Consider the following 19,774-nt stretch of genomic DNA (forward strand, 5'->3'; position numbering starts at 1 on the left):
CAACTTTATTCTGTTTCATTTAGTAAAACCCGTACACGCCGACTCACAAAGTCAACCGACTGTCACACGGCATAACATTTGCCATAAGATTTCAAAAGTCTTTCTGCTATCATGTTCCCCATCATGAAATTAAGGCTGAGCGCTGGATTGGGCGATTTAAAAGCCCCTGTATCTGCCGTTGAGCATAGAGCAAACTATAAGGATCTGTAGATGAAACGTGTTGTCATCACTGGCATGGGTATTAACTCGTGTATTGGTAATACATTAGAGGATGTAAACCATTCTTTACAAAACGGGATTTCAGGAACACGTTTTAATCCGACTTATGCTGAACTCAATTTCAAAAGTCATGTTAGTGCTGCAGCCGAGCAGGATTTCGACGGGATCGACCGCAAACTAAAACGCTTTATGGGTGTATGTGCGATGTATGCATACAACTCGGCGCTGGCTGCGGTTGAACATGCAGGTTTAAAGGCTGAAGACCTAGCTGGCAACCCACGCTATGGTATCGCGGGTGGTTCAGGTGGCGGTTCAACTGCTTCCGTTATTGAAATGAACGAATTATTGCAAACCAAAGGTGCGCGTAAAGTTGGTCCTTTCTTTGTACCACGTAATATGACCAACACCATTACGGCTAACGTCGGTGTCGCTTTTAAACTGCAAGGTGTAGCGCATACCATTACCAGTGCATGTGCAACCTCTGCGGATGCGATTGGTTATGCCTACAACCTGATTCAACTCGGCAAACAAGATTTAATGCTGGCAGGTGGCGGTGAAGAAGATCACTGGTCACAAAGCTTGTTGTTTGATGCCATGGGTGCACTCTGCTCTAAATACAATGATAGCCCGGAAACAGCATCACGCCCTTATTCTGCAGATCGTGACGGTTTCGTGATTGCCGGTGGTGGTGGTTTCGTGGTGCTCGAGTCTTTGGAACATGCGCAAGCGCGTGGTGCTAACATTCTTGCCGAAGTCGTAGGCTATGCAGCCAATTCGGATGGTGCCGACATGGTTGCACCAAGTGGTGAAGGTGCAACGCGTTGCGTACTGATGGCTTTAGAAGAAGCAAAACAACACGGTGTCGATAAAATTGACTATGTAAATACACATGGTACTTCTACTCCAGCGGGCGACATTACAGAACTTAAAGCAATGGAACGTGCTTTCGGTGAAGGTCAGGTTCCTCCACTCAGCTCAACCAAGTCAATGACAGGTCACAGTCTTGGGGCTGCTGGTGTTCAGGAAGCGATTTATTCGGTTCTAATGATGCAAAATGACTTTATTGCGCCAAACATCAATGTGACCGAGCTGGATGAAGGTGCGAAACCATTTGATATCGTGCTTGAAAAACGTGACGCAAAATTGAATACTGTAATGAGTAACAGTTTCGGTTTCGGCGGCGTAAATGCTTGTCTCATTTTCAAAAAATGGGAAGGCTAAGCCGCCCAGTTTAGGGTGACTTGATGGATGCTCCTTCTGATGCTTTCTTGTGGGTAAAAGCATTACATATTATTGCGGTGGTATGCTGGTTTGCAGCTTTGTTCTACTTGCCACGGCTGTATGTCTACCATGCCATGAGTGAAGATGCCGTGAGTCATCAACGCTTTGAAATCATGGAACGTAAATTGTATCGTGGCATCATGTGGCCGGCCATGCTGGCCACTCTGATTACGGCGCACTTTCTGGTGGATTGGGGGGATGCAACGCAGCATTACCATGAAGCTTTATGGTTTTATCTGAAAGTAGGTCTGGTCGGTTTACTGGTGATTTACCATCTGGTATGTGGTTATTACCGCAAAAAACTGATTAATAATCCACATTACAAGTCGCACAAGTTCTGGCGTTATTTTAATGAGATGCCTACCCTGATCTTATTTGCCGTTGTCATTCTGGTGGTGGTGAAACCGCAGTTTTAATGTATTCAATTTAAAAAGACCTCCAATAGGAGGTTTTTTTAATCTTTTTTTTATTCAATAATTCAAATCCTGCTTAAGCCGAATTTTCTATAAGCCCCAAGCAAGCATCTAATAAATCCTACTTTTCTAACTGAGAAATACGGAGAGAATGCCTAAAAATCACTTTAAATTGCTCTTAAGCAGCGTAAAAAAAAGCAGAAATCTTCCGGATGACTTTAAAGAAAAATTCCAATCCGTAAATCACGGTTAATCTCATACTCTAACGTGCAATTCGAACTTCCCCTTCTAAACCATTTGGACTGAATACGATTTGCCATAATTGTAATTCTCGTGCTCGAAATGCACCCGCACAGGCATTTAAATAATAATTAAACATTCTTTTAAAGCGCGCACTATAATTGGCTTCAATTTCTGGCCACGCTTGAAGGAATCTTTCCGACCAAGCCCGAAGTGTTAAGTCATAATCGGTACCAAAATTATGCCAATCTTCCATAATAAATTTGCCACTACTAAAATGAGCAATTTTTTCAATTGAGGGTATATAACCATTCGGGAAGATATATTTCGTTATCCATGGATCAGCTCCCTTCCTTATGGTATTAGAACCAATGGTATGCAATAAAAACAATCCATCCGCATTTAAATTACGTTGTACGACTTGAAAATAGGTATCGTAATTTTTCAATCCTACATGCTCAAACATGCCTATAGATGCAATACGATCGAATCTCTCATTTAAGTTACGATAATCCATAAGCAAGATTTCAACATCAAGTCCTTTACATCGCTCAACGGCTAGTTTTTGTTGTTCTTTAGAAATAGTAATACCTACTACCGAAACTTGATAATTTTTGGCCGCATATTCAGCTAACCCTCCCCACCCGCAACCAATATCCAGCAATCGCATGCCTGGCTGCAAGTCAAGTTTGCGACAGATCAAATCGAGTTTTTGTTGCTGGGCTTGAAAAAGGTTATCGGTATTTTTCCAGTAGGCACAAGAATATTGCATATATGGATCAAGCATATGATTAAAAAGATCATTACCAAGATCATAATGTTCTTCACCCACCTGCCAGGCTCTTTTTTGAGTCTGTAAATTTTGAATTCGAGAAATTGCAATTCTAATGATATCTTTTAAATTATAGGGTAATTTTTTATCTAACTTGGCACGTAAAATTTTATAGAATAAAATATCTAGCCGATCACAGTCCCACCAGCCATCCATATAGCTTTCACCTAGACCTAATGAACCTTGCTGTAAGATACGGTTATAAAAATCATCATTATGTACCTGTATGTCATAAGGCTTGTCACCATTAATCTGAATGCCAGCTTCATCCAATAATTTTGCCAAGACCTCTCTTAGACCATCATTTTTATGCTCAACATAGATATTCATATCTACTCCTACATCTTCTATTTTTTTAGTTTTATTAAATAATTATATAATTCCAGATAACTCTACCTCTTATGGATTTCACTCCAAGCGCCAGATTATGCTTATTTTTTAGCAGTACTTCATCAGCTACTCGAGTCTTTGTCCTTTGAAGAGATTAGCTAATCATTGCAAAATTTTGGCTGTTAGACTGTTTTTCTAGTGTTAAGAGATGAACTCCTATTGTAGGCAGGTCATTTTAAAAAGACTTTTATTATGAGATTCAGCATCCGCTGAAACAGGCATTCATTTTTCAAATTATTTTTTATCCATGATTCATGGTTAACTCAAATTTCAATCACCATTTAAATAGACCCTCATAAAAAAGAGAGGGGTTTCTTCCCCTCTCTTTTTAATTATTTGAACCCATAGTTACCGTATATCTAAAGACTGGATGCGCTTCTTCATCCTTGGTTTATACAACATATGGTAGGTGGCAAACAGAATAATCAACCAGAGTGGACTAATCATCAATGCTTTCATGGTATCTGCTTCCAGACTCAAAATAACCAATGCAAAAAACAAAAAGATCAGTACAAGATATGACATCCAAATACCGCCTGGCATTTTGAAGGTAGAAGCTGCATGCTTTTCAGGCTGCTGTTTACGGTAACGGATATAGCACACCATAATCAGCCCCCAGATACTGATAAACAGGATCACACATAGCGAACTTGCCAGCGTAAAAGCTTCCATGGTATTGGGTACGAAATACTGAAAAGCTGCGCCTGCCATGATAAAGGCACAGGAAAACAGCAAGCCTTTGGCTGGAACCGCACGACTCGAAAGTTCAGCTAGCGCCTGGGGTGCCTGAGAGTCACGAGCCAAACCAAAGAGCATCCGGCTGGTCGAAAATACCCCACTGTTCATTGATGACATCACAGAAGACAGCACCACCAGATTCATGATAATGGCCGAAACCGCAATCCCTGCATGCAGGAAAAGTGTCACGAAAGGACTTTGATCCGCGGGAATTTCCACCCATGGTGTCACAGACATAATCACCAGCAGAGACAGCACATAGAACAGGATAATTCGGGTTGGAATCGCATTCACTGCTTTAGGTAGGTTTTTTTCAGGATCCTTGGTTTCAGCCGCCATGGTACCGAGCAGCTCTACCCCCACGAAGGCAAACATCGCAATCTGAAAGCCTGCGAGAAAGCCCATAGTTCCTTTAGGAAACATGCCATCATAAGCCCAGACATTGCTAAGACTGGCAGCAGATCCATCTGGCGTCTGGAAATTGCTGAAAATCATATATCCGCCAATTGCAATCAGGCCCAGAATGGCCAGAATTTTAATCAGGGCAAACCAGAACTCAATTTCACCGAACAGTTTGACGGTCAGCAGGTTAATTCCAAGTACCAGCAATACACAGCCAGCACTGATCATCGCCTGCCCCAATGGGGTAAAGGTCATATCCGGTGGCAACCAGAAATTCAGATAATTGATAATTGCCGCCAGATCCGCAATACCCACCAGAATCCAGCCCAGCCAATAGGACCAGCCAATATAATAGCCCGCACCCGGGCCAATCAGGTCATGCGCCATATCAATAAAAGATTTATAGTGCAGATTGGACAGCAAAATTTCGCCTAATGCACGCATCAGAAAAAAGAACATTGCGCCAATAATCATATAGATAAATAGGATTGATGGTCCTGCCAATGCAATGGTTTTACCGGAGCCCATAAACAGGCCTGTACCAATGGCGCCACCAATAGCTATCAGCTGCAAATGCCGGTTAGAGAGCTTACGCTGCAATTCATGGGGAGAAGACGCTGCGTCATCCTTAGAGGAGGCGGTATTCATAATCGGTTCCTTTTTTTAGCTCAGACTTTCGCTCATCTAATCGGATATCTTCCTGAAATCCTGATTGCAGATGCAGTTTCATTTAAATAACTAAATGATCAAGTCTGATGTCCTTATAAAATCAAAATAGGGAGATGTAAAAATATTCTTTAAATCAAGGTAATGCTGCTATCACTGCAATTTCAATCAGCCAGTCAGGGTTCACCAGATCCGCCTGAATCGTAGCACGTGCGGGCGTGCCATGACCTTGCAGCCATTCCACCCAAAGCTGATTCACGGTTTGAAAATCGTCCAGATTTTTCACGAATAGCTGTGCAGAAAGCAGACGGCTTTTATCAGTATTTGCCAGTACCAGCAATTCCTCAATCTTGGCGAACACTTCCAGTGTCTGTTTGCGTATGTCCAGATCGCTGCTGTCGGGTATTTGACCCGATAAATACACGGTTTGATGATGAATCGTTACAGCACTCATAATTCCATTGCTCTTGAGCCGCTGAATAGCTGTATTGTCCTGTGTCATGTTGATCTTCCTTGTTTGGGATATGAAATAAAAAATTAGATTAAAAATTTAAGCATCAATCTGAAAATTAACCCGGGCGGTTACCGCACACATGAGCTCATAGCCAATCGTGCCAGAACTGGCCGCCACCTCATCAATTGGCAAAAGCACACCTTCGGAAGATTGCCCCCAAAGTACCACTTCACTGCCTACATCCGCCTGCGGCAGTGCAGTAACATCCACAGCGAGCATATCCATACTGATCCGGCCCAATGTATGTGTTTTAACTGAATCCACCAGCACAGGCGTACCGGTCGCCGATAGCCGCTGATAGCCATCGGCATAGCCACAGGCCACCACTCCGATCCGCATCTGTTGCGTGGCAATAAATTTGGAGCCATAGCCAATACTATCGCCTGCCTGTACTGTCTGAATGGCGATAATCTCACTGCGCAGGCTCATCGTAGGACGTAAATTCCAGTCTTGAATACTATGTGCAGGATAATCCGGGGAACTGCCATACAGCATGATGCCGCTACGCACAATATCGCAATGAAGGGTTTGATGATGCCGCAAAATGGCCGCACTGTTACTCAGCGAGGTTTTACCCGCAAGTCCCTGAATCGTTTTATTAAAAATAAAATGTTGATGTTCAATTCCATCCAATCCAAAACGCTCGCCATCCGCATCGGAGAAATGGGTCATATGCGTGATTGAACGGACAGTATTCAGCTGATGCAGCTCCTGCCAGATTTCTGCATATTGCTGTGGCTCAAAACCCAGCCGGTTCATGCCACTGTTCATTTTTAAATACACATCAAACTGTACATCTGGTGCTATTGCAGCAAACTGTTTCAACCATTGCACTTGATGCAGGGAATGAATGGCAAAGCTCATTTCATGCTTCGCACATTCAAATAAATCCTCAAAAGCGAAAATACCTTCAAGCAACAGCAGCGGCTTCTTGCACCCAAGCGCACGTAGCCGCGTACCCTCCCCGATATCCAGAAAGGCAAATCCATCTGCGTCCTGAAGTGCCGTATAAACGCGCTCAATCCCGTGTCCATAGGCATTGGCCTTGACCACGGCAAATACCTGGCTGTCAGGCATACATTGGCGTGAAACGCTTAAATTATGCCTAAGCGCCTGCTGATGAATGATCGCAGTAATAGGACGTGGCATAAAACTCCTCCTTGAATACTGTGCCTCAGATGATCTTAGGCCGCCTGCTGATAACGCGACAATGAAAGACCTTCGGTACTGATTTCAGGATCACGAGCCAAGACCAGATCGCTGATTAACTTGCCCGAACCACACGCCATGGTCCAGCCTAACGTGCCATGTCCGGTATTCAGGAACAGGTTTTTAAAACGAGTTTTTCCAATAATTGGCGTACTGTCCGGGGTCATTGGCCGCAGGCCTGTCCAGAAACTGGCCTGATTCATATCGCCCCCCGGGAATAAATCACGGGTCACCATTTCCAGCGTGCCGCGACGGTCTTCATTCAGACCCAAGTTAAAACCGCTCAGTTCAGCCATTCCCCCTACGCGGATGCGCTGGTCGAAACGGGTGATTGCAATTTTATAGGTTTCATCCAGCACGGTAGATTGTGGAGCGAAGGCTGGATCTACAATAGGAATCGTCAATGAATAACCTTTCACTGGATAGACCGGTAAATTCAGTTCAAGTGGTTTGAGGAAATCACGTGAATAACTACCAAAAGCCAGCACATATTTATCTGCTGTAAGCACCTGACCATTCACCAGAACTCCTTTGATCTGGTCGCCTTCTACAATCAGTTTTTCAACGTTTTGATTAAACTTGAACTCTACACCCATCCCTTTGGCATGTTCGGCCAAGGCATTGGTAAACAGATAGCAGTCGCCCGTTTCGTCATTGGGTAAATGCAGACCACCCACCAGTTTGTCTTTTGCCTGTGCCAATGCCGGTTCTACACGCGCCAGTCCATCACGATCCAGCAACTCAAACTCCACACCAGTTTCTTTTAGAACCTCGATATCGCGCTGCACCGCATCCAGCTGCGCATCTTTACGGAAAATCTGCAAAGTGCCTTTCGCACGGTTTTCATAAGAGATGCCAATATCACGACGCAAATTGCGTAAACAGTCACGGCTATATTCAGCCACACGCACCATCCGTTCTTTATTGACTGCATAATGCTGGGCATTACAGTTTTTCAGCATTTGTGCCATCCACTGCAATTGCCACAGGCTGCCATCGACATTAATCGCCAACGGAGCATGATGCTGGAACATCCATTTGACCGCCTTAAAAGGAATACCTGGTGCCGCCCAAGGAGTCGAGTAGCCCGGAGAAATCTGTCCAGCATTGCCAAAGCTGGTTTCCTGAGCCGGACCCGCCTGACGATCCAGCACAGTTACAGTTGCTCCCTGCTGCGCCAGATAGTAAGCGCTTGCCACACCAATCACACCACTACCTAAAACCAATACGCGCATTACCTTAATCCTCAAACATTTTTCCAGGTTATTTCACTAGTATATTTTTGCTTTAATAGTTAAATTCACTATATTCAGTGTATAAATTCAGTGGAATAAATATTTTTTCGGGCAGAATTAAAAAAAAGAGGGAAATATTAATGCGCAAATTAGACCGCATTGATCGCATGATTCTAGACATCCTGCAACGCGATGGCCGGATTGCCATTAGCGAGCTGGCAGCACGTGTCAATCTTTCAACCACACCCTGTTCAGAACGGGTAAAACGGCTGGAGCGTGAAGGTATTATCATGGGTTATTACGCCCGTTTAAATCCGGAAATGCTGGAGCGTAGTTTGCTGGTATTTCTGGAAATCAAACTCTCAGCCAAATCAGGTGATGTATTTGATCAGGTGGCTCGTAATCTGACAGAAATTCCAGAAGTCCTGGAATGTCATTTAATTTCTGGTGATTTTGATTATCTGGTCAAAGCGCGTTTAAAGGAAATGAGTGCTTATCGCCGTTTACTGGGGGATTTACTGAAAAAACTGCCCGCTTCTGCTTCCTCGCACAGTTATGTCGTCATGGAAGAAGTCAAAGAAAGTTTATATCTGGACCTAGGGATTTAATACCTTAACTTTATTAATCTGCCTGCAAAAACGTTAAAGCCCCGGAAGGGGGCTTTATGTTCGAAAATTCATTGATTTTATTAATCCTTAAGCAGGAATACGCAGTACCTGACCCGGGAAAATATCATCCGCATTTTTAAGCAAGGGACGATTAGCCTCAAAGATCTTATTATACTGATTGGCATCCCCATAAAACTCTTTTGAGATTTTAGATAAAGTATCGCCAGATTTGACTGTATAGAATTTACTTTCAGGTTCTGGATTAGTCACGGTTAGCTGATCATCTACTTTGGCGACATGATCAATATTTCCGACTGCCAGAATAATCTTTTCACGATCGGCCTGACTTTTTACCTGTCCGCGCACGGTGGCCAGATCAGAGGTCGAGTTATAGCTAATCGACAAACCTGTAATCGGCAAGCCTAAACTTTTGACATGGCCCAATAGCTTATTTGCCATTTCCTGGGCAGAAGGCTCTGCAGGTGCGGCTTTAGGTGCCTGCGGTGTCGCTGCCGGAGTTTGCTGTGGTTCTGCAGCAGCCGTATTTTTCTTACCGATACCTTTTACGAAATCAAAAAGACCCATGGTGAACTCCGTTCTTGTTGTTAATGTCACATCACTCCTATTTTTATAATGAAAACTGCTTCAGAATAGTTAGTCATTGGTGACAGAAAAGTAATCGATTGTAAAACCTTCATTCATGTGAAAAGCAGATACAAAAAAACCACCGCAACGGTGGTCTTTAGGTTCAGCAAAGCTGAAAATCAGCAATTAACCAAGTTTTTTAGTAACATAGTCAATAGCAGATTGAACAGTTGTGATTTCGTTAGAATCTTCATCAGGAATCGTGATGTCGAAGTCATTTTCGAAAGACATAACAAGTTCAACTAGGTCTAGAGAGTCAGCACCCAAGTCATCCATGAAAGATGCTTCGTTTTTAATCTCTTCGATTTTGATACCAAGTTGTTCTGCAACCGCTTGCTTAACGCGTTGTTCGATATCGCTCACAGGAATTCTCCTCATTGCTTGTGGCGTTTTTAATGCCGTTAGTTTAATTGAATCTAAAAAATTTGGAAAGTTTATACTTGAGCTTAGCTCATGTATAAGCCCCCATTTACATGAATAACTGTACCAGTAATGTAACTGGCTTTATCCGAAGCCAAGAAACTTACGGCATTGGCGATATCCTGCGGATTACCCAAACGGTTTAAAGCCACCTGTTCAGTCATCTTTTTACGAATATCTTCACTTAACTGCTCAGTCATTTCAGTGGCAATAAATCCTGGCGCCACCGAGTTTACCGTAATCTGACGACTGCCCATTTCTTTGGCCAGGCTGCGGCTAAATGCTTCAATACCAGCTTTGGCAGCAGAATAGTTGGCTTGCCCCGGGTTGGCAAAGTGTGCCACCACAGAACTGATATTGATAATGCGGCCGAAACGCGCCTTGGTCATGCCTTTCAGTACACGTTTAGATAAACGGTAAACGGCCTTCAGGTGAATATTTAAAATATCATCCCAGTCATCTTCTGACATGCGCAGTAACAGGTTATCTTTGGTAATCCCGGCATTATTCACCAATACCAGTACCGGACCATAGTTTTGCTCGATATCACTCACCAGTGCATCAATCGCAGCACCATCACGCACATCTAAAACTTTACCGGCACCATTTTCAGCAAAATGTGCAGTTAATTTTTCTGCACCAGCTTCAGAAGTCGCAGTACCGACGACAAAATAACCGTCCTGAATGAGTTGTTGCGCAATTGCAGCCCCAATGCCGCGACTCGCACCTGTTACCAAGGCAACTTTACGTTCCTGTGTCATGCAATTTTCCCTTCTGCCACCAGTACGGTGTTAAGCGCATCTTCCAGACGAGATTTGGTATCCAGTGGAAGTGCTTTTTCGATATTTGGTAAACGTTTCGCCATATTCGCCAGTACATTACCTGGACCGCATTCTACAATATACTCAACTCCTTCATCTTGAAGGAATTGTAGTGTTTTGGTCCACTGTACCGACTCATATAGCTGCGCCGTCAAGGCCTGACGAAGTTCAGTCACATCAGCCGCCGCTCTCGCGCCTACATTTTGTAATACAGGTATACGGGGCATCTCAATGGCCGTTTGTTCCAAAGCTGGCGCGAACTGCTCGGCAGCAGGTTTCATTAGTGAACAGTGCGAAGGAACTGAAACAGGCAGCGCAATGGCTTTAGCGCCATTTTCCTTGGCCAGTGCCATAACAGCTTCTACACGCTCTTTATTCCCTGCAACCACAACTTGGCCTTGTGCATTATAGTTCGCTGCTTCGACAGAACCTTCACCTGCTTCAGTCGCTTTCGCACAAAGCTCAATCACTTTGGTGTCATCCAAACCTAGAATGGCTGCCATTGCACCGACACCTTGAGGTACTGCATCTTGCATCAGTTTACCACGCAGGTTCACCAGCTTAACTGCATCACCCAGGCTTAAAGCACCGGATGCAACCAGTGCGCTGTATTCACCCAGTGAATGACCCGCCATGTATTTTGGTGCCACCCCGCCTAACTCCAACCATACACGCCATAAGGCAATTGATGCAGTTAAGAGCACAGGTTGAGTAAATTCGGTTTGATCCAGACCTTCACCACTTTGGGCGATCTGCCACAGATCAAAGCCCACCGCTGCAGATGCCTCGGCAAATGTATCGCGGATACCACTAAACTGTTCTGCAAGTTCAGCGAGCATGCCGACTTTTTGTGAACCCTGACCTGGGAATACAAATGCAGTTTTAGTTGCTTGAGCTGCTTGTTCGAGTTGTTTAGCAGACATAAATAAAATCCTTTCATTCAAGAGGTGCGAATCTTTTAAGCAAGCCAAAGAATTGGCCAATCAGATCACCCTACCCATTGTGGAGCGCAATTTAGCACGTAATTTCGGCTTGGGTAATTGCCAAATACAACAAAAACCGCAACTTCAATATTAAACATGCAAAACTTAGACATAAAAAATCAGCCATAAAAAAAGGGAGCTTAACGCTCCCATTTTTTCTACTAAGCTTTAACGCTTAATACATCATCAATTATTCAGCAGATGCTTTAGCGAATAATTGACGACCACGGTAGATACCATCTTTAGATACGTGGTGACGACGATGAGTTTCACCAGTAGCTTGGTCTACAGTTAATGCATTCTCAGTTAAAGCGTCATGTGAACGGCGCATGTCACGGCGAGAGCGACTTTTACGGTTTTGCTGAACGGCCATGATGGCTCCTTACAAATATCGAAAAAATGGATCAGAACAAATTCGATTGTCTTATACATATGAGTATAACACAAAAATTAGTTAAGTTTACCCTTCAGAGCTGCCAAAACTTCAAACGGATTATCCCGTTTTTCTTCAACAACTTCTTCTACGGCAGGTTGATGCTTATGTTCGCAAGCATCATGCTTAGCAGACAGCGGCATCAACAATAACAATTCATCTTCTATCAGTGCGAGTAAATCAGCGGTGGCAGGTGCATCATATGAACCTTTCGTCGTTGCTTCACTTTCACCTAGGACGATGAAATCAGCATCCTCATCCAAGCGCTCTATCAGTGACTCATCATCTACAAGAGCCAGATGAAAATCTGAAACGAGTTCAATTTCAACGGTGTCCAGACAACGCTGGCATTCCATTGGAACTTTCGTTTCAACATGACCATCTAGCCATGCAATGCGATGATAGGCATCCATTGATAGCTTACAGTCTATGTTAATCAATTGATCATCAATTGATCCAACAGCTTCACGAGCGATACGAACAAAGCGAGACAATGGCAGGGTACCTGACCATGTAAAGCCTTGTTCAGCCCATTTAAACGGCTCAATCTGTGCCGGAAAGGTATTTGCTGACATAATTAAGGCGGCAATTCTACAAATTCATCAGAACTCTGTCAAAGATTAAGATACAATTTTGTACTTATTTTTAGACAGACCAATTGGGTAATTTCAGTCATGCATCTGTTGCAGCCGCAAACAGAAGTGAATATTTCATCACTCGTTAGCACACTTTCAACCTCCGATTCTGACAGCTCACTACAGCAAGTGCAACGCTTACCGTGGGCGAATTTATTATCAGAAGTGCAGCAGGTTGATTGGCTCATCTTACACTTTAATCACTGGTTTTCCCACCTAAATGTCACTTTAGTCCGTGGCGCTTTTGAACCAGAATATTTCCCGGCAACCCAGGATGCCCCTGCCCGGATCCAGTTTGCGCACGGTTTCTTTAATAGTGCCTTGCATGAAATCAGTCACTGGACCATTGCCGGAGACAAACGCCGCCTGTTGCCAGATCTGGGCTACTGGTATGCGCCAGATGGGCGTACCCAGGAACAGCAGGCTTTATTTGAACAGGTCGAAGTCAAGCCGCAGGCGATTGAATGGATGTTTGCCCAGGCTTTTGGCCGTAAATTCCGGGTATCTTTGGATAATCTGACTGGCGACGGCGGGGATGGCAAGGGCTTTAAAGACAATGTCTACACCCAGGTGCAGGCTTATTTCAACGGCACGGCCAAGCTTCCACGTGATGCAATGCGCTTTATCCAATGTATCTGTGCCTGTACCAGAGGTAGTAAAAGTTTACAATCTGATGAATTTAGACGTGAAATGCTTGATTAAATTACACAAATCTACCTTTTTAATGATTGTCAGATTTGACTCAAGCGCCACATAATAAGCCATCAGTCCAAGCTTGGAGTAGCCTCTATGCTGCATTTACGCGTACACCCAGATAACCCACAACCCCGCTTAATCAGTCAGGCAGTGGAACGTATCCGTGCGGGTGATGTGGTGGTCTATCCCACTGATGCGGCCTATGCGATTGGTTGCCAGATCGGGAACAAGAGTGCCATGGAACGGATTGCGCAGATTCGTGGTCTGGGTCCAAAGCATCAATATGCGATTCTGTGCTGTGATTTGTCCGATATTGCCACCTATGCCAAAGTGGACAATGCCATGTACCGTTTGCTGAAAAATAATACACCGGCAGTCACGACCTTTATTTTACCTGCGACCAGTGAAGTCCCGCGTCGTTTGATGCATCCCAAAAAGAAAACTATCGGTCTACGCATTCCGAATAATCCGGTATGCCAGATGCTGCTCAAAGAACTCGGTGAACCGCTGTTGACCTCTACCCTAATTTTATCAGGACAGACCGATCCACTTGATGATCCTTATGATATTGAAATGCAGTTGGGCAAACGCATTGATGTTTTTATAGATAGCGGCTTAGGCACGCTGAGCACAACTTCTATTGTAGATTTATCCGGTGATCATCCAGAAGTGATCCGTCGGGGTGTCGGTGATGTGAGTGCATTTGAATAGTCGTTAAATGAAGAATGCGAAAATTGTCCTTCAGTATTGAGAGAGTTCGAATGCATGGATCTATTTTATTTGCTTCTGAATCAGCATGAATTTTCTGCACAGGATTTAATCTATGCAGAAATGCCTTGGACTCTACAATCCAAGGCAATCATGGTCGAAGCACATTCTTCTCCCCATCCCACTGTAAATATTGATCATACTGAGTACCAATTTTTCCTGACGTTGGCTCTAGTGAGACAGTGGTTGCAGATCAATTCAAACCAAAATGTATGCCTGGCAGAGACCTGTCAGCGTCTCATTGAGTTTGCCGCTAAGGAATATAGTCATTCCTCACTATAAAAATCTAAAACAGCATATGGTGAGAGGTTGCAGTTTTATTCTTTTCAATTCGACAGGTATGTGGTGGTTGCCAAAAACAGTTTAGGAGTCTGAACTACGTTCATAATGACGAACTGCAATGAAATTTGGGCATTGCGATAGCTTCTGTTCATGGTGCATGAGTTCCTCGCCCAGTTTATTTTTCAGATACACATGAAAAACGATCTGATCTTCCTCCAGTACGTTTAGCATTGCTGTACGTGCCTTGGGTTCCATGACTTTAAAGGAATTGATTGACTCACAAGACATGGCTTGCATATCCAGCTTAACCCTTTCGTCCAGCTGGTCCCCTTCATAGGCCATATGCCGCATATAAAAACGGATCTGAGGATATTGGTCAAGGATGCTAAAATCCATTTTCATGGCCTGCATGACAGGCTGGGCCCGTTCGGCAAAAGCCGAGAATCCCCCTGATTTCAGTCCTGTGCGTGCTTCATCTTCAAGCTGCATAATCTGATATTTGGGATAAGCCCAAAATCCCCCGAATGCGATCATTCCAATAACAAGCAAAATAAGAGGCATACTTTCTTCACCTTTTTAATATTTTTTGTGAGCTTCGACTATTTTTTCAGCAGTATAGCGAAGTTTTTGACCAAAAATTATAGAAGTGCATTTTATTAATATTTATTAATTTCATGTTTCTTAATGGAAAATCCGTTTAAAATTCATTCAGCGCCTATCCACTAAATAACTTTCTCTTTCCAGTAAGAAGGACAGCCTTTATCCAGCTTTTTGCATGCATCAACCGATGTTTACCCTTCGGTCTCTTAATTTTTAAACTCGTATTAACATGAAGATCATCGTATATTTTCTGCTGTACTCAGTCTTTTGTTCTATGCTTTTTTTAAAGAGCAGTTAAATTCCATTATTTTTTTAAGTTTTTATTGCTTTGAGTGTTTATTTAATTTATTTAAAGTTACTTTTCCAGTACAATGCCACTGCTAAATCCTGTGCTTTTGTTTCGATCAGATACCGAAAATCAAGCCTTTGCATGCCTTTGAAAATTCGCGTGGCCTATAATTGTAATGACTCAAATTATCCATAACATTAGGGAATCTGCTCCGCACATTCGGGTTCTGGATGAATGGCAGGAGACAATCCCGGAGGATCTGTATATTCCTCCAGCAGCATTTGAAATTTTATTAGAACATTTTGAAGGCCCGCTCGACTTTTTAATTTACCTGATTCAAAAAAACGGTTTTGACCTGTTACAGGTCGATATTGCACCGATTGCAGCCCAGTATTTGTCTTACATGGACGCAATGAAATCCCTGAATATCGAACTGACAGCAGACTATATGGTGATGGCCGCATTACTGGCAGATCTGAAATCACGTTTGCTATTACCTAAACCGAAAAGTCTGGCTGCAATTGAACAAGATCCAAAACAAGAACTGATTGACCGTTTAGAAAACTATTTAAGAATTAAACAGGCAGCAGAACGTCTGGGCCAGATGCCGATTCTGGAACGTGACACCTTTACCGCCAATGTCACTCTGGGAGACATCCAGCAGCCGAATGAAGGCTATTCAAGCGATTTACTGCGTGATGCCTTGCTTTGTATATTTAACCGTCCTGAACCGGTGATTCATCAGGTACAACAGGAACCGGTACTGCTGGAAGAACGGATTGCCTATATTGAAAGTTGTATTGAAACTGGCGCAGTACTCAGCTTTAAGGACTTGTTAAAACCGAGCCAAGGCCGTATGGGCATGGTGGTCACCTTTATGGCCGTGCTGGAACTAACCCGACAACAAAAAATTCAGATTATTGCTACAGGTATTGAAGCCCCGCTCGCGATTCAAGGAGCCAGCCAATGACACCCAATCAGAATATGCTGTTATCTGCAGAAGATAATCTGCATGAAGTCCTGATGCAGCTTGAAGCGATTATTTTTGCCAGCGACACTACGGTTTCATTGGCCCGTCTGAAAGAAGCTTTTCAGGATCGTTATAGCAAACAGGAATTACGTCAGTATTTACAACAGCTTTCCATGCTGATGCATGGCCGCTCAATTGAACTGGTGGAAACAGCACAAGGTTATCGTTTTCAAGTACGTGCAAAATATCGTAATATTATTGCACAGACCTGGCCTGAACGACCGGCTCGCTTGTCGCCTTCATTACTGGAGACGCTTGCAGTGATTGCTTATCATCAGCCTGTGACTCGAGCGGATATTGAACAGATTCGTGGTGTTACGAATAACAGTCAAAACCTGCGTACGCTGTTTGACTGGAACTGGATTAAAGAGTCCGGATTTCGTGAACTCCCTGGAAGACCTGCGTTGTTAATGACAACGCCACAATTTTTAAATGCGTTTGGCCTGAATAGTTTGGGCCAATTGCCTCCCCTGCAGGATGCCAAGGAAGCTTTTATGGCCCTCGATGCAAATGCACCGAAGTCATAAATAGGTGAACTGTTGATAATTATTTCTAAGGTTATGCTGTCATGAGTGAAAAGTTGCAAAAGGTGCTTGCACGCGTTGGTTTGGGTTCTCGCCGTTATATGGAAGAAGTCATTGCCGCAGGTCGTGTAAGTGTCAACGGACAAATTGCCCAAGTGGGTGAACGAATCGAACCAGGTGATGAGCTTCGCATCGATGGTCGTAAAGTTGCGTTCCAGATTGAAGACGAAATCCGTCGTCGTGTCATTATTTATTACAAACCTGAAGGCGAAATCTGCTCACGTAGCGATCCTGAAAACCGTCCGACTGTGTTTGAACAACTGCCTGCTATTCCGGGCGATCGCTGGGTAATGGTGGGTCGTCTGGATATTAACTCGACCGGTCTGCTACTGTTTACCAATGATGGCGAACTTGCGAATCGTCTGATGCACCCATCGAATGAAATCGAACGTGAATATGCGGTTCGTGTCATGGGCGAAGTAACACCACAACTGAAAAATAACATGTTGAAAGGCGTAGTGCTGGATGATGGTCCTGCGAAATTTGAATCTTTCTCTGAACTTGGCGGTGACGGGATCAACCGCTGGTATCAGGTGGTGGTAAAAGAAGGGCGTAACCGTGAAGTCCGTCGTATCTTTGAATCACAAGGCTTGAAAGTCAGCCGTCTACTGCGTACCCGTTATGGTAGCGTGATTTTGCCACGCGAACTGCGTACCGGTCGCTGGATTGAACTGGATAAACAGGATATTGACAACCTGACTAAATCAGTGGAATTGAAACCACGTCAAGGTACTGGCTTGTTTGGTATGGCAAAACGCCGTAATGAACGTATGCAGGACAAGCCGATGGCTGCACGCCGTGGCGGTTTCTTGCGTCAGCAACGTCGTGACAGTGATGAGCAACCACAAAATAACACTGGCCGTGAGCGTCGTGATGACAATGCTTATGGTCGTCGTGACAGAAGTGAAAACCAGAATGGCACTCAGTTCGTTCGTCGTGAAAACCGTCCGGATCAGGGCTTTGGTCGTCGTGAAGAGCGTGATGAAAATGCGCCGCGTCGTCCATATGGCGCCAACAAAGGCTTTAAAAAGTTTTAATAATTAAGATAAATAAAAAAAGTCAGGCACATTGCCTGACTTTTTTATGTCTTATGCATCAGGCACTTTGTGGAATCCCTTGCGGGATAGCACCGAGTAAACGCTTGGTATATTCATGCTGTGGTGATTGATACAGTTCATCTGAATTGGCGATTTCTACCAGCTCCCCATGATTCATCACCATGATCTGATCAGAAATATATTTCACCACCGACAAATCATGCGAAATAAAGATATAGCTCAGACCAAATTCATCCTGTAAGTCTTGCAGTAAATTCAGCACCTGCGCCTGTACTGATACATCCAGCGCCGAGACCGATTCATCACAGATTAAAATCTCAGGTTTTAAAGTCAGACAACGTGCAATTGCAATCCGCTGGCGTTGACCCCCGGAAAACTCATGCGGATAACGATAAAAAGCCTGTGCAGGCAAGCTGACCCGCTCCAACAGGTCTAAAGCCATTTGTTTGCGTTCGGCATCATCCTGACCAATCTTGTGAATCTGCATCGGTTCCATCAGGATTTGTCCAACAGTAAAACGTGGATTCAGCGAAGCATAGGGATTCTGGAAAATGATCTGGATTTTACGTTGATACTGGGTAAACTCCTGTTCCGACATGTCCAGAATGTCCCGACCCTGAAACAGTGCCTTACCACCCGTAGCCTGTTGCAGACGCATCAGCAATAAACCGATGGTAGTTTTACCTGAACCGGATTCCCCGACCAGCCCCAAGGTCTTGCCTTTGGCCAACTGGAAAGAAACCCCTTTTACTGCCTGAAATTCATCTTTGCCAAACAGTCCTTTACGACTATAAAAAGATTTTTTCAGATCCCGTACATCCAGAATAATTTCCTCTCCGCCCTTTAGTCCACGTGAACGTTGTGGGAGCTGAGTATTCAGACGGATATCTTCCAGCCAGGTTGAACCATCCTGTTTCATAAAATCGCTGATCATCGGCAAACGTAACGGACGTTGCGACAATTGTGGACGGCAGTGTAACAAGGCTTTGGTATACATGTCCTGAGGCCGGTCCAGCACCTCCCGAACCGGACCCTGTTCACGGATTTCCCCATGGCGCATCACAATCACCTGATCGGCAATTTCACCAACCAATGCCAGATCATGGGTAATAAACAGCATCGACATCTGGCGACGCTGACGCAGCGATTCCAGCAAGTCCAGAATCTGCTTTTGAATAGTCACATCCAGAGCTGTGGTCGGTTCATCTGCAATCAACAGTTTAGGTTCACAGGCAATGGCCATGGCAATCATGACCCGTTGCTGCTGTCCACCGGAAAGCTGCCCCGGATAGGCATCAATTTTAGTTTCTGGCGCAGGGATCCCCACTTCTTTGAGGAGCTCCAGGGTACGTTGCCGCGCCTGTTTTTTATTCATGCCCAAATGTAGTTGCAGGATTTCTGCAATCTGCATGCCTACCGTAAATACCGGATTTAGCGAAGACATGGGCTCCTGAAAAATCATGGCAATGTCTTTGCCACACATTTGGCGCATTTCACGGGTTTTAAGCTTGAGCAGGTTTTTCCCTTCAAAGATGATCTGGCTATCTTCTGAAATACGGGCGCTTTCTGCCGGAAGCAGGCCCATAGTAGCGAGGGAAGTAACCGACTTGCCACTCCCCGACTCACCTACCAGTGCAACCGTGGTATTGGCCGGAATCTCGAAAGAAACCCCTTTTACGGTCTCAATATATTCTTTATTTTCACCTTTAAAACTGACTCGCAGATTTTCTACGCGAAGTAGCGCAGGTACTGTGCTTGGATTGATTTCAGACATCGTTGCGCT

The 19,774-nt window shown here is 44.2% G+C and carries 22 protein-coding genes; 9 read left to right on the top strand and 13 right to left on the bottom strand.

Annotated features, from left to right (window positions below; translation table 11 throughout):
• Positions 1 to 210 precede the first annotated feature (210 nt).
• Positions 211 to 1,440, top strand: coding sequence for a beta-ketoacyl synthase N-terminal-like domain-containing protein (locus VXQ11_RS11885; protein ID WP_064096980.1), 1,230 nt, complete (start codon positions 211 to 213; stop codon positions 1,438 to 1,440).
• Between the two features lie 23 nt (positions 1,441 to 1,463).
• A complete protein-coding gene (locus VXQ11_RS11890; protein WP_416681216.1) occupies positions 1,464 to 1,916 on the top strand; it encodes a CopD family protein in 453 nt (150 codons plus the stop codon).
• 259 nt (positions 1,917 to 2,175) lie between these two features.
• Here VXQ11_RS11890 and cfa read toward each other — a convergent pair whose 3' ends face one another.
• From cfa to VXQ11_RS11915, 5 genes are all read right to left on the bottom strand, one after another.
• On the bottom strand, positions 2,176 to 3,315 hold the full coding sequence (gene cfa / locus VXQ11_RS11895; RefSeq protein WP_144724271.1) for a cyclopropane fatty acyl phospholipid synthase: 1,140 nt from the start codon (positions 3,313 to 3,315) through the stop codon (positions 2,176 to 2,178).
• A 408-nt stretch (positions 3,316 to 3,723) separates the two neighbouring features.
• Positions 3,724 to 5,163 (bottom strand): amino acid permease, encoded by a 1,440-nt coding sequence (locus VXQ11_RS11900; protein WP_416706118.1) that lies wholly within the window; start codon positions 5,161 to 5,163, stop codon positions 3,724 to 3,726.
• A 154-nt stretch (positions 5,164 to 5,317) separates the two neighbouring features.
• The gene (locus tag VXQ11_RS11905; protein ID WP_416681213.1) at positions 5,318 to 5,683 is read right to left on the bottom strand and encodes a RidA family protein; all 366 of its coding nucleotides are present in this window, start codon (positions 5,681 to 5,683) and stop codon (positions 5,318 to 5,320) included.
• Positions 5,684 to 5,731: 48 nt separating this feature from the next.
• Positions 5,732 to 6,844: an alanine racemase gene (alr, locus tag VXQ11_RS11910; protein ID WP_416681212.1), complete on the bottom strand. Its 1,113-nt coding sequence runs from the start codon at positions 6,842 to 6,844 to the stop codon at positions 5,732 to 5,734.
• A 35-nt stretch (positions 6,845 to 6,879) separates the two neighbouring features.
• Entirely contained in the window at positions 6,880 to 8,139 is a 1,260-nt protein-coding gene (locus VXQ11_RS11915) for a D-amino acid dehydrogenase (protein WP_144724267.1), read from the bottom strand.
• A gap of 140 nt (positions 8,140 to 8,279) precedes the next feature.
• Here VXQ11_RS11915 and VXQ11_RS11920 point away from each other — a divergent pair, with 140 nt between their 5' ends.
• On the top strand, positions 8,280 to 8,747 hold the full coding sequence (locus VXQ11_RS11920; RefSeq protein WP_004279232.1) for an Lrp/AsnC ligand binding domain-containing protein: 468 nt from the start codon (positions 8,280 to 8,282) through the stop codon (positions 8,745 to 8,747).
• An 87-nt stretch (positions 8,748 to 8,834) separates the two neighbouring features.
• Here the strand turns inward: VXQ11_RS11920 and lysM are convergent, their stop codons facing one another.
• The 6 genes from lysM to VXQ11_RS11950 all read right to left on the bottom strand — a co-directional run bounded on the left by lysM (position 8,835) and on the right by VXQ11_RS11950 (position 12,624).
• Positions 8,835 to 9,332 carry a peptidoglycan-binding protein LysM gene (gene lysM, locus VXQ11_RS11925; RefSeq protein WP_064101792.1) on the bottom strand — a complete coding sequence of 166 codons (498 nt, stop codon included), beginning with the start codon at positions 9,330 to 9,332 and terminating at the stop codon, positions 8,835 to 8,837.
• A 186-nt stretch (positions 9,333 to 9,518) separates the two neighbouring features.
• Positions 9,519 to 9,755: an acyl carrier protein gene (gene acpP / locus VXQ11_RS11930; protein ID WP_064096988.1), complete on the bottom strand. Its 237-nt coding sequence runs from the start codon at positions 9,753 to 9,755 to the stop codon at positions 9,519 to 9,521.
• Between the two features lie 83 nt (positions 9,756 to 9,838).
• Complete coding sequence (fabG, locus tag VXQ11_RS11935; RefSeq protein WP_064101793.1) at positions 9,839 to 10,573, bottom strand: 3-oxoacyl-ACP reductase FabG; 735 nt, start codon at positions 10,571 to 10,573, stop codon at positions 9,839 to 9,841.
• Positions 10,570 to 11,556 carry an ACP S-malonyltransferase gene (fabD, locus tag VXQ11_RS11940; protein WP_416681211.1) on the bottom strand — a complete coding sequence of 329 codons (987 nt, stop codon included), beginning with the start codon at positions 11,554 to 11,556 and terminating at the stop codon, positions 10,570 to 10,572. The genes fabG and fabD overlap by 4 nt, the downstream gene beginning before the upstream one ends.
• Positions 11,557 to 11,806: 250 nt before the next feature.
• A complete protein-coding gene (rpmF, locus tag VXQ11_RS11945; RefSeq protein WP_004279227.1) occupies positions 11,807 to 11,989 on the bottom strand; it encodes a 50S ribosomal protein L32 in 183 nt (60 codons plus the stop codon).
• Between the two features lie 77 nt (positions 11,990 to 12,066).
• Complete coding sequence (locus tag VXQ11_RS11950) at positions 12,067 to 12,624, bottom strand: YceD family protein (RefSeq protein WP_416681210.1); 558 nt, start codon at positions 12,622 to 12,624, stop codon at positions 12,067 to 12,069.
• 99 nt (positions 12,625 to 12,723) lie between these two features.
• Between VXQ11_RS11950 and VXQ11_RS11955 the strand changes: the two genes are divergently transcribed.
• From VXQ11_RS11955 to VXQ11_RS11965, 3 genes are all read left to right on the top strand, one after another.
• On the top strand, positions 12,724 to 13,386 hold the full coding sequence (locus VXQ11_RS11955; protein ID WP_416706119.1) for an elongation factor P hydroxylase: 663 nt from the start codon (positions 12,724 to 12,726) through the stop codon (positions 13,384 to 13,386).
• An 87-nt stretch (positions 13,387 to 13,473) separates the two neighbouring features.
• Positions 13,474 to 14,091 carry an L-threonylcarbamoyladenylate synthase gene (locus tag VXQ11_RS11960; protein WP_416706120.1) on the top strand — a complete coding sequence of 206 codons (618 nt, stop codon included), beginning with the start codon at positions 13,474 to 13,476 and terminating at the stop codon, positions 14,089 to 14,091.
• A gap of 54 nt (positions 14,092 to 14,145) precedes the next feature.
• Positions 14,146 to 14,430 (top strand): hypothetical protein, encoded by a 285-nt coding sequence (locus VXQ11_RS11965; protein ID WP_416681207.1) that lies wholly within the window; start codon positions 14,146 to 14,148, stop codon positions 14,428 to 14,430.
• A gap of 81 nt (positions 14,431 to 14,511) precedes the next feature.
• Here VXQ11_RS11965 and VXQ11_RS11970 read toward each other — a convergent pair whose 3' ends face one another.
• Positions 14,512 to 14,991 (bottom strand): hypothetical protein, encoded by a 480-nt coding sequence (locus tag VXQ11_RS11970; RefSeq protein WP_416681205.1) that lies wholly within the window; start codon positions 14,989 to 14,991, stop codon positions 14,512 to 14,514.
• Positions 14,992 to 15,494: 503 nt separating this feature from the next.
• Between VXQ11_RS11970 and VXQ11_RS11975 the strand changes: the two genes are divergently transcribed.
• The 3 genes from VXQ11_RS11975 to rluB are packed head-to-tail and all read left to right on the top strand — an operon-like array spanning position 15,495 to position 17,970.
• The gene (locus tag VXQ11_RS11975) at positions 15,495 to 16,289 is read left to right on the top strand and encodes a segregation and condensation protein A (protein ID WP_416681204.1); all 795 of its coding nucleotides are present in this window, start codon (positions 15,495 to 15,497) and stop codon (positions 16,287 to 16,289) included.
• The gene (scpB, locus tag VXQ11_RS11980; RefSeq protein WP_416681203.1) at positions 16,286 to 16,876 is read left to right on the top strand and encodes an SMC-Scp complex subunit ScpB; all 591 of its coding nucleotides are present in this window, start codon (positions 16,286 to 16,288) and stop codon (positions 16,874 to 16,876) included. The genes VXQ11_RS11975 and scpB overlap by 4 nt, the downstream gene beginning before the upstream one ends.
• Before the next feature lie 41 nt (positions 16,877 to 16,917).
• The gene (gene rluB / locus VXQ11_RS11985; RefSeq protein ID WP_416681201.1) at positions 16,918 to 17,970 is read left to right on the top strand and encodes a 23S rRNA pseudouridine(2605) synthase RluB; all 1,053 of its coding nucleotides are present in this window, start codon (positions 16,918 to 16,920) and stop codon (positions 17,968 to 17,970) included.
• Positions 17,971 to 18,028: 58 nt separating this feature from the next.
• On the opposite strand, the gene VXQ11_RS11990 is transcribed toward rluB, so the two are convergent.
• Entirely contained in the window at positions 18,029 to 19,765 is a 1,737-nt protein-coding gene (locus VXQ11_RS11990) for an ABC transporter ATP-binding protein (protein ID WP_064096999.1), read from the bottom strand.
• Positions 19,766 to 19,774: the final 9 nt, after the last annotated feature.

Source organism: Acinetobacter sp. 197 (assembly GCF_048148385.1).
In the GTDB taxonomy this organism is placed as follows: Bacteria; Pseudomonadota; Gammaproteobacteria; order Pseudomonadales; family Moraxellaceae; genus Acinetobacter; species Acinetobacter pecorum.

Coding starts and splice junctions, on each gene's coding strand:
- VXQ11_RS11885 (WP_064096980.1), top strand. CDS start 211: ATGAAACGTGTTGTCATCACTGGCATGGGTATTAACTCGTGTATTGGT.
- VXQ11_RS11890 (WP_416681216.1), top strand. CDS start 1,464: ATGGATGCTCCTTCTGATGCTTTCTTGTGGGTAAAAGCATTACATATT.
- cfa (WP_144724271.1), bottom strand. CDS start 3,315: ATGAATATCTATGTTGAGCATAAAAATGATGGTCTAAGAGAGGTCTTG.
- VXQ11_RS11900 (WP_416706118.1), bottom strand. CDS start 5,163: ATGAATACCGCCTCCTCTAAGGATGACGCAGCGTCTTCTCCCCATGAA.
- VXQ11_RS11905 (WP_416681213.1), bottom strand. CDS start 5,683: ATGACACAGGACAATACAGCTATTCAGCGGCTCAAGAGCAATGGAATT.
- alr (WP_416681212.1), bottom strand. CDS start 6,844: ATGCCACGTCCTATTACTGCGATCATTCATCAGCAGGCGCTTAGGCAT.
- VXQ11_RS11915 (WP_144724267.1), bottom strand. CDS start 8,139: ATGCGCGTATTGGTTTTAGGTAGTGGTGTGATTGGTGTGGCAAGCGCT.
- VXQ11_RS11920 (WP_004279232.1), top strand. CDS start 8,280: ATGCGCAAATTAGACCGCATTGATCGCATGATTCTAGACATCCTGCAA.
- lysM (WP_064101792.1), bottom strand. CDS start 9,332: ATGGGTCTTTTTGATTTCGTAAAAGGTATCGGTAAGAAAAATACGGCT.
- fabG (WP_064101793.1), bottom strand. CDS start 10,573: ATGACACAGGAACGTAAAGTTGCCTTGGTAACAGGTGCGAGTCGCGGC.
- fabD (WP_416681211.1), bottom strand. CDS start 11,556: ATGTCTGCTAAACAACTCGAACAAGCAGCTCAAGCAACTAAAACTGCA.
- rpmF (WP_004279227.1), bottom strand. CDS start 11,989: ATGGCCGTTCAGCAAAACCGTAAAAGTCGCTCTCGCCGTGACATGCGC.
- VXQ11_RS11950 (WP_416681210.1), bottom strand. CDS start 12,624: ATGTCAGCAAATACCTTTCCGGCACAGATTGAGCCGTTTAAATGGGCT.
- VXQ11_RS11955 (WP_416706119.1), top strand. CDS start 12,724: ATGCATCTGTTGCAGCCGCAAACAGAAGTGAATATTTCATCACTCGTT.
- VXQ11_RS11960 (WP_416706120.1), top strand. CDS start 13,474: ATGCTGCATTTACGCGTACACCCAGATAACCCACAACCCCGCTTAATC.
- VXQ11_RS11965 (WP_416681207.1), top strand. CDS start 14,146: ATGGATCTATTTTATTTGCTTCTGAATCAGCATGAATTTTCTGCACAG.
- VXQ11_RS11970 (WP_416681205.1), bottom strand. CDS start 14,991: ATGCCTCTTATTTTGCTTGTTATTGGAATGATCGCATTCGGGGGATTT.
- VXQ11_RS11975 (WP_416681204.1), top strand. CDS start 15,495: ATGACTCAAATTATCCATAACATTAGGGAATCTGCTCCGCACATTCGG.
- scpB (WP_416681203.1), top strand. CDS start 16,286: ATGACACCCAATCAGAATATGCTGTTATCTGCAGAAGATAATCTGCAT.
- rluB (WP_416681201.1), top strand. CDS start 16,918: ATGAGTGAAAAGTTGCAAAAGGTGCTTGCACGCGTTGGTTTGGGTTCT.
- VXQ11_RS11990 (WP_064096999.1), bottom strand. CDS start 19,765: ATGTCTGAAATCAATCCAAGCACAGTACCTGCGCTACTTCGCGTAGAA.